Annotated in this window: 5 protein-coding genes and 1 pseudogene; 2 read left to right on the top strand and 4 right to left on the bottom strand. The window is 31.2% G+C overall.

Going from position 1 to position 9408, the window contains the following annotated elements; translation table 11 throughout:
- Positions 1-1940: pseudogene (locus tag G4D72_RS13205) on the bottom strand (DUF11 domain-containing protein); the annotation flags it as partial.
- Between the two features lie 11 nt (positions 1941-1951).
- Positions 1952-3403 (bottom strand): Ig-like domain-containing protein, encoded by a 1452-nt coding sequence (locus G4D72_RS13200; protein ID WP_166078206.1) that lies wholly within the window; start codon positions 3401-3403, stop codon positions 1952-1954.
- A 266-nt stretch (positions 3404-3669) separates the two neighbouring features.
- Here G4D72_RS13200 and G4D72_RS13195 point away from each other — a divergent pair, with 266 nt between their 5' ends.
- Complete coding sequence (locus G4D72_RS13195) at positions 3670-6672, top strand: sensor histidine kinase (protein WP_166078205.1); 3003 nt, start codon at positions 3670-3672, stop codon at positions 6670-6672.
- On the opposite strand, the gene G4D72_RS13190 is transcribed toward G4D72_RS13195, so the two are convergent.
- The gene (locus G4D72_RS13190; RefSeq protein ID WP_166078204.1) at positions 6669-7298 is read right to left on the bottom strand and encodes a response regulator; all 630 of its coding nucleotides are present in this window, start codon (positions 7296-7298) and stop codon (positions 6669-6671) included. The genes G4D72_RS13195 and G4D72_RS13190 overlap by 4 nt on opposite strands.
- Positions 7299-7449: 151 nt before the next feature.
- Here G4D72_RS13190 and G4D72_RS13185 point away from each other — a divergent pair, with 151 nt between their 5' ends.
- Positions 7450-9051, top strand: coding sequence for a peptide chain release factor 3 (locus G4D72_RS13185; RefSeq protein ID WP_166078203.1), 1602 nt, complete (start codon positions 7450-7452; stop codon positions 9049-9051).
- Between the two features lie 76 nt (positions 9052-9127).
- On the opposite strand, the gene G4D72_RS13180 is transcribed toward G4D72_RS13185, so the two are convergent.
- On the bottom strand, positions 9128-9408 hold a 281-nt coding region (locus G4D72_RS13180; protein WP_166078202.1), incomplete at its 5' end, for an OmpA family protein.

Genomic DNA, 9408 nt, shown 5'->3' with positions numbered 1-9408 from the left:
ACTCCGTTTACCGGTGCGCTTGGGTTACCATCCACATCGGTATCGTTTGCTAAAACACTAACGGTACCATCTGCACCATCTTCTGTTAATGGTGTAGCACTTTGGTCGTCATCATTAGCAACTGGTGGATTACTACAAGGTGTAACAGAAACATTAACAATTCCGCTAACTGGTCCATAACACATATTTGCAGTATCATAAAATGAGGCATAATAAGTACCTCCAACTACTGTTGTAGGATCAGAAACTAGATTTGCATTAGTTGCTGGAGTTCCTGTATGCCATGTTAATACAGAACCACTTGGCGCCGCGTTTGACATAAGCGCCGTGTTTAAATTAACTGTATTAGAAGGACAAGTATTCATCAAATTAATTGGAATAGAAACAGAAGATGAATTATTTGCTGTATTAGGATCTGTTTCATTCCCAGAAATTGAGGCCGTGTTTGTAAAATTTCCTGTTGCATTAACTGTTGCATTAATAGTTAAAGTAGCATTTGCACCATTTAAAAAATTACCAATATTCCAAACACCTGTTCCTGTATTATAAGAACCTACAGAAGGTACCGCACTCGTGAAAGTATATCCTGATGGTAATAAATCATTTACAATTACTCCTGTCGCATTACTAAGCCCTGAATTAGAAGCTGTTATGGTAAACTGAACCGAACTACCAACTGGTGGATTTGGATTGTTTATCGTTTTTATAACTCCAAGATTAGTTTGGCTTACTGGAACAGGTGTTACTGTACTTCCATTATTATTTGTATTTGGATCAATTTCATTTCCTGTAATACCAGCTGAATTACTATAATTTCCTGTTTCATTAACGGTAGCATTAATAGTAAGTGTTTCTGTTGCGCCATTATTCATTGTTCCAATAGTCCAAAAACCAGTGGCATTATTATAGGTTCCAACAGATGGTGTAGCACTTGTAAATGTATATCCATTAGGCAATATATCGGAAACTTGCACTCCTGTTGCGTTGCTGGTTCCGTTATTTCTAGCTGTTAATGTAAAAGTAATTGTACCACCTTTAATCGGACTAAAAGAACTAGCTGTTTTAGTTACTTGTAAATCTGTTTGAGTTAAAGCTGCAGCATTACTAGTTGTTTGTGGAGTAGTAAAAGTCCCTGGCGCTACACCTAGGACCATAGACATTTGTCTGTTTGCATTTGTTCCAGTAGAACCTAAATTAACATCTATAGATGTTTTAGAATTACCATAAAAGGAAATAAATGAAGCTGTATTTTCAAATGTAATTCCAGGTAAACTGGTAGTTAATCCTAAAAACTGTGTAAAAGTACCTGCAGGAGTTACCGTTAAACCAGTAGTATTATCAACTTGATAATTTGAATAATCTCTAATTTGGTACAACTCTCGTTGATTTGCACTAACTCCGTCAATATCTAAACCACTTAAATTAAAATTATACAAGTAGGCTGGTATGTTGGTCAAAGTATCAAAAAACTCAAATCTATAAGAAGCAAAACCTGCAACTCCTGCCGCAGCCGTTGTATTAATAATTGGTTGAAATGCTGCAGCCGTTCCTGGTGCGGCATCCTGATCAAATGTTCCTATTGTTGCATTAGTTGTGGAAACAATAGTTACTCTGGCATATATTACACGACCAGAAACAGTAGCAACGTTATCGTATCTATGAATTGATCCTGCTGTATTACCTGTACCACTAAGCAGTGTTCTGTTTGCATTCAAAAAAGAAAAGCTCTGACCGCTCATATTAAATACAAACGATTGAGCAAATAAATTAGAACTTACAAAAAGTAGTGCAATCAGTGCAAACTTCTTGAAAACTTTCAATTTACTGATAAAAAAGAAATTTGTAATTTTATTATCCATAGGATTGTGATTAACTAATTTATTTAATAAAACAAAAAATAATACTTTGCTTTTATTTGAAGTTGAGCTTATATTTTTCATATTATTAAGTATTAATTTTTATTTAATTTAGGAGCATTCGTAAAATTACATACTGGAGTTGCTCCTGCACTAGATGAATTGTTTCCTGGTACAGGATCTGTAATATCACTAGTTACAGTTGCTGAGTTAAGGTAGTTACCTGTAGGTCTTACTTCAGCAGTTATTGTTAAAGTCGCTGAGGCACCATTGGCTAAAGTTCCAATAGTCCAATCTCCTGTTCCAGAATTATAACCTCCAACTGAAGGTGTAGCGCTTATAAATGTGTATCCATTTGGCAATAGATCATTTACTAAAACGTTTGTTGCACTACTTGGTCCTGCATTATTTACTGCTAACGTAAAAACGACATTTGTATTAAATTGAGGACTAGCATCACTTATTGATTTCGTAATACTCAAATTTGATTCTGGAGCTATTGTAGCTGATAAAGTAGCATTATTAGATGTAGCTGGAGTACTAGTTCCATCTATTCTAAATCCATCCCTTACATTATAAGGAATTGTTTCCGTTCCAATAAAACCTGGATTTGGTGTAAAAGTTACTACACCTGCTGCAGAAACAGTCCACACACCGTTAGTCGAAGTAAAAGTATTTTGAATTCCTGCTACTGCTGGATTCAAATCTACTGTAGTAGAATTTATCCCACTAAATACAGGATTTGTTCCACCTGGTATATCAAAGTCAATATCGTTAGCCACTGCATTAAAAGTAACTGGTCCATTTAAAACAGTTGATGTACCACTATCATTATTTGCAACGGGAACTGTATTAATGGCATTTAAAGTTATAGCTACTTGTACGGTTTCTATACCAGCTGAACCAGCAGGTGAGTTTGTTGCCGCTGAATTAGTACCAGGTAATAAGTCTAATGTTAAAGTAGGTCCTGTTGCAGTAAATGGCAATCTTGATGTACCCCATACATTTTGTGATACAGGACTTATAGTAAAAATACTTGCATTGTTTATTCTATAGCGAAACAAGTCAATGTGTGTTCCAGAATATCTCCATGCAGGATTTCCCACTGCTGGAGCTCCACCTCCATCTTGGTTTGACAACACACTCATCGTGTAAACTACTAACTCATAATTTCGCCCAGCGGTTAAACCGGTAATAGTTGTACTAACAGCTTCTTCTGCAGCAACTACACCCAAATCACGAATTGATATCCATGAGTTATGAGCATTTGGTGGTAGAGGCAAAGGAGCTAAAATCCATGTTGCATTTCCTCCACCAATACCAGTATTTGCGGCAAAATTTCTATCAGAAACATCCGGAGTTCCAGTTAAATCTACCCAACCTGTTGGAGCACAATTAAAACATCTTGGAACACTATTTGTTGGAGATATTGCTTGAGCCTGAATAGTTTGACTCGATAAAAGCAATACGAGAGCCAAAAAGGACAAGATTTGTTTTTTTAAACTTCCGTTAAGTTTTAATAAACCAATAAGTAAAAAATTATTCATAAGCTATTTTTAATAGTAATATTATATAAAAATGTAATGAAAAATGAAATTTCAAAACAAGCATTCGAACATATACGTAAAATAATTGCAGAAGGTTTTTAATCAAAAAAGTTAATTCTAAAACCTTTTGCTCTTGTATACTTTACAGCAAGTAAACATTTAACAAAAGTATTAACTTTTTTTTAAGATATTTGTACTTACCGCTACAATGCTTGTAGAATTAATTCTACAACTGCTTTTTGTCGGATTTTTTTAACACTTTGTCGATGAAATTAATCATAAATCAATTTTCTAAGTTTTTCTTAACGGTTTTTTTACTTGTTTCGAATGTGATTTATTCTCAAAACAATTATTTTGAAGAATGGTATTCGGCGGATACAGACCATTTGCCTCAAAATTCTGTTAAAAGTATTGCGCCAGATAAATATGGTTTTATTTGGATGACAACAGAAAATGGATTGGTACGTTTTGACGGAAAAAATTTTAAAACTTTTAATTCTAGTAACATCTATACCTTATCAAATAGGTTTCTGTATTTGTTTGGTAGCATAGAAAAAGATTCTTTACAAACCTTTACAGAATATTATACCAACAAAATTATCATAAATAAAAGAACAGCAAAAAAAGTTAAAGAAGGTTATTTGTTTAATAATTATGAAAACACTAGATTTTTTCTTAACAACAATATCATTCAAAAACCGAATTTTCTTACTTCAATCATTAAAAACAAAAACGGAGATTATTATAAAATTGAAGCTAGTAAAATTATTTATTACAATAAAATCCTTAAAAGAAAAAGCGAGAAAAACATCAGCTATAATTCAAAAAGCGATTATTTTTTATTGAACGATGAATTGATTATTTTAAACTCCAATGGAACTTATACTTTTTATAATTCTTTAATTACGAATAAACTTAACATTCCAAAAAACTCAAAATTTATTTATAACTTTTTGACACAACAATATTTCATTTGTTCTGAAACTGAAATCTTTCTATTAAAAAAAGCTACTAATAAATTATACTTATCTTCATTACATAAACTTAGTAGTAATAGAAAATACGATATTAAATGCATCTACTATAACCTACTGACAAATAAACTGTTTATTGGAACGAATAATAAGGGATTGGTAGTAATTACAAACAATAAGTTTACTGTATTAACTAATACAAAAAGTATTGATAACAATTATTACGCTACTTTTCCTATTTCACCAAATACTCTAATAACTGCAAAAGGTGAAATTTTCAACACCAAACAGTTAATTAAAGATTTAAAACTTAATCAAACAGGAAGTCAATATGGAATTGCCATTGACAAAAATAAAAACATATGGATTCCAGATGGAAATAAACTAACGCGATATTTTAAAAAAACAAATTATAGCACTTCTGACTTTATAACATTTGATTTTCAAGTAAATGCCATTTTTTGTGATTCAAAAAACAAAATTTGGATTGGATTTAAAACCAATTTAAAAAGAATATCACCAATTAAAATAATTGATGCCAATAGTAAAAAAATAAATGCTGTTCCTTTAAAAAACATTGTTGAACCTGTAAATTTCTTCGCAGAAAAAAGCAATGCTACTATATTAATGGCTACATCAGAAAAAATTATTGAATATGAAGTTTACAAAAATAAAGTAAAGAAAATACTTGCTGGAAAAAACGATATAAGAAGTATCTTTATTTGCAAAAACGATAAAATCTGGGTTTGTACATATAGCAATGGTTTTAGTTTATATGAAAACGGCAACTTTTATAAAATGCCTGTTGATACTAATTTATTTTTAGCTTCAGCTCATGGCATACTTGAAGATGAAACAGGTCATTTTTGGATAAGCACAAATAAAGGTTTAATTGAAGTGTCTAAAAAAAGTCTTTTAGCTTATCATAAAATGAAGACTCCAGTTTATTATCAGCATTATGATGCAAAAAACGGGTTTATTACTAACGAATTTAATGGTGGTTGTCAACCTTCTAATACCAAACTTAAAAATGGTTATTTTGTGTTTCCAAGTTTAAATGGTTTAGTGGCATTTCATCCTAATAAAATAACCAAAATTACACCAAAAAACGAATTTTATATTAATGAAGTAGAAGCGGATAACAAAACTATTTTTTTTAATGATTCGGTAACTATTAGTAGAGCATATCAAAGACTAAAATTTAAAATTGATTTTCCTTATTTTGGTAGCAAAGACAATGTTTGCTTTGAGGCTAAACTTCTAATCAATGGAAATGAAAAATGGATTCTTCTTAATAATGAAAGAAGTATAAGTTTTACAAACCTTCCGCCAGGAAAACACACATTATTAGTAAGAAAATTAAATGATTTTTCTTCTACTTATCAGACCAAAACGATTACTATTTGTATTCCATTTTTGTACTATGAAATGCTATGGTTTAAAATTCTATTGGCAACTTTATTTTCAGGATTGCTTGTTTTGGGAATAAAATTAAGATATAATTACTTAAAAAAAAGAAACTACATCTTAGAAAAAATAATTCAAGAAAGAACTAAAGATTTAAAAAACACTGTAAAAAGGCTAAAAAACACAAAAAGTAATCTAAGACAAGAAATTATTCAACAAAGAAAACTTATTGGCACTATCAGTCACGATATTAAAAGTCCACTCAAATTTCTGTCTATCACAGCAAAACATTTACATGAAAAATCACTTTTGTCGGAAAATGAAAGCATTAAAAATAATGCGAAAATAATGCATGAATCTTCTTTGCAACTTTACACTTTTGTAGAAAACTTAGTAGATTATTCCAAAATATTTTTAGAACATAACACTTTAGACGAAAAAGACTTAGAAGAAATAAGTTTGATAATTAATGAAAAAATTGGGTTTTTCAAAAACATTGCGGAAGCTAAAGGTTTACAGTTAACTTATTCCAATCTTTCCCAATCAACCATAAAATTGAATAAAAAAGTTATTGGAATTATTATTCATAATTTATTAGATAATGCGATAAAAAACACCTTTGAAGGTTATGTAAAAGTTGAAACCAGAATAGTTAAAAACATATTATATTTAAGTGTGGAAGATACCGGAAATGGCATATCAAATGAAATAAAAAATTATTATTTAAATCTTTTAAAAAATTATGAAACAGATAAACTGGCCATTCAGAATTATGGCTTAGGTTTGCATATGGTTTTAGAACTATTAAGACTCTTAAAAGGAGATTTAAAAATTGATGCTACAGAAAATAAAGGGACTAAAGTAACTGTTATTATTGACAATGATTAAGAATGATGTAAATTGTACTTCTCAATTAGTTCGACTAAATTATTAATTCTTAATTTTTCGAAAACTCGGTTTTTATATGTGCTAACGGTAGACATTTGAATGCCTAAACCATTTGAAATTTCTAAATTACCTTCGCCTTTAATTAGTAATTTTACAATTTCATTTTCTCTATTTGAAAGTTTATCAAATGGGTTTAATGGTTCATTATTTATCTGATTTGTAACTAGTTTTTCAGCAATTTCAGGAGAAATATACTTTCCTTTTTCCATGATGTTTTTTACAGCTTCCACAATTTTATCTTCTGCACTTAATTTATTCAAATATCCATTAGCTCCAGCATGAAAATATCGTAACGCATATGCATCTTCTTCATGAGCTGAAAACATAAGAATTTTAACCTCTGATTGGACTTTCCTTATATCTGAAATCATTTCCGTTTGTTTTCCTCCAGGAATATTGATATCTAATATGATTAAATCAAAAATGGTATCCGTTAATAGTTGCATGGTTTCCGGAAAATTACTAGCATAAGAAATGCTTAAATTGTCAATTTCATTTTGCAATATAATGGTCACACCTGTTCTAACCACCAAATGATCATCTACAATTAGTATGCTATATTCCATCGAAAAAATTCATTAATATTAAAAAAACGGTTAGTTTTCAGTTATTTCTATTTCAATAATAAGGAAATATTTAAAAACACAAATGCTAAAATAACAAATCAAGGAATAGAATGTTAGTAATAAATACTATTTTTGCAAAAAAATTACACAAATGAGTTTCGAAAAAGAAATTACTCGTAGAAGAACTTTTGGAATTATTTCGCATCCCGATGCTGGAAAAACCACTTTAACAGAAAAATTGTTATTATTTGGTGGTGCGATTAATGAAGCGGGTGCCGTAAAAAGCAATAAAATAAAAAAAGGAGCGACTTCCGATTTCATGGAAATTGAACGTCAGCGTGGAATTTCGGTTTCTACATCCGTTTTAGCATTCAATTATAAAGAGAAAAAAATAAACATTCTAGATACACCTGGTCACAAGGATTTTGCCGAAGATACGTTCCGTACTTTAACAGCTGTTGATAGTGTTATTGTTGTAGTTGACGTAGCAAAAGGTGTGGAAGAACAAACCGAAAAATTGGTAGCAGTTTGTAGAATGCGAAACATTCCAATGATTGTTTTCATCAACAAATTAGACCGTGAAGGTAAGGATGCGTTCGACTTAATGGACGAAGTGGAGAAAAAACTAGGTTTACAAGTTACTCCTTTAAGTTTCCCAATTGGTATGGGTTACGATTTTAAAGGAATTTATAATATTTGGGAAAAAAATATCAACTTATTTGAAGGTGATAGTCGAAAAAACATTGAAGAAACAATTGCTTTTGATGATTTATCTAATCCAGAATTAGAGAAAATTATCGGTGAAAAACCAGCCAATAAACTTCGTGAAGAAATTGAACTAATCTCTGAAGTCTATCCAGAATTTGATAGAGAACAATATTTATCAGGAAAATTACAACCCGTATTCTTTGGCTCAGCTTTAAATAACTTTGGAGTTCGTGAGTTATTAGATTGTTTTATCGAAATTGCTCCAACGCCTCAAGCCAAAGCTTCGGATACCCGTTTAGTAGATTCTAATGAGAAAAAATTCAGTGGTTTTGTGTTTAAAATCCACGCGAATATGGATCCAAAACACCGTGACCGTTTGGCTTTCGTGAAAATTGTTTCGGGAACATTTGAAAGAAATAAACCGTATTTACACGTTCGTCAAGGAAAAAACATGAAATTTAGTAGTCCGAATGCTTTCTTCGCTGAGAAAAAAGAAATTGTAGACATTTCGTATCCTGGTGATATTGTAGGTTTACACGATACTGGAAATTTCAAAATTGGTGATACTCTTACAGAAGGTGAAGCTATGAACTTCAAAGGAATTCCGAGTTTCTCTCCAGAACATTTCCGTTATATCAATAATGCCGATCCATTAAAAGCGAAACAATTAGAAAAAGGTGTCGACCAATTAATGGATGAAGGTGTAGCACAGTTGTTTACCATTGAAATGAATGGAAGAAAAGTAATTGGAACGGTTGGCGCACTGCAATATGAAGTAATTCAGTATCGTTTAGAACACGAATACGGTGCGAAATGTACATATGAGAACTTTCCCGCTTATAAAGCGTGTTGGGTGCTTCCTGATGATCCAAAAAATGAAGAGTTTAAAGAATTCAAACGTGTGAAACAGAAGTTTATGGCACACGACAAACACAATCAATTAGTCTTTTTGGCAGATAGTGAATTTTCTATTCAAATGACCCAACAAAAATACCCAAGTGTAAAATTATATTTCACTTCTGATTATCATAAAAACGAAAATTAAGTTTATAAAAAAAGAGTCCCAATAAATCGGGACTCTTTTGCATTATAACTAAATTAAATATACATGAAATCTTAACTTACTTTTTAATAATCAAGAACTCACTTCTTCTGTTTTGAGCGTGTTCTTCTTCTGTACATGCTGTACATGGGACTTTTGGTTGGGTTTCTCCCATTCCACTTCCTGTGATTCTGTTTTTAGCAATACCTTTCGATACAATATATTGCACCGTAGATTTTGCTCTTCTGTCTGATAATTTTAAGTTGTAATTATCTGCGCCTCGACTATCCGTGTGCGATTTCGCATCGATTACCATGTTTGGATATTCGTTCATTACTTGAACCAATTTGTCTAACTCCT

It is taken from the genome of Flavobacterium difficile, assembly GCF_011392115.1.
In the GTDB taxonomy this organism is placed as follows: domain Bacteria; phylum Bacteroidota; class Bacteroidia; order Flavobacteriales; family Flavobacteriaceae; genus Flavobacterium; species Flavobacterium difficile.
The sequence above is the reverse complement of the archived record's forward strand: the minus strand, read 5'-3'. Positions and strand labels throughout refer to the sequence as shown.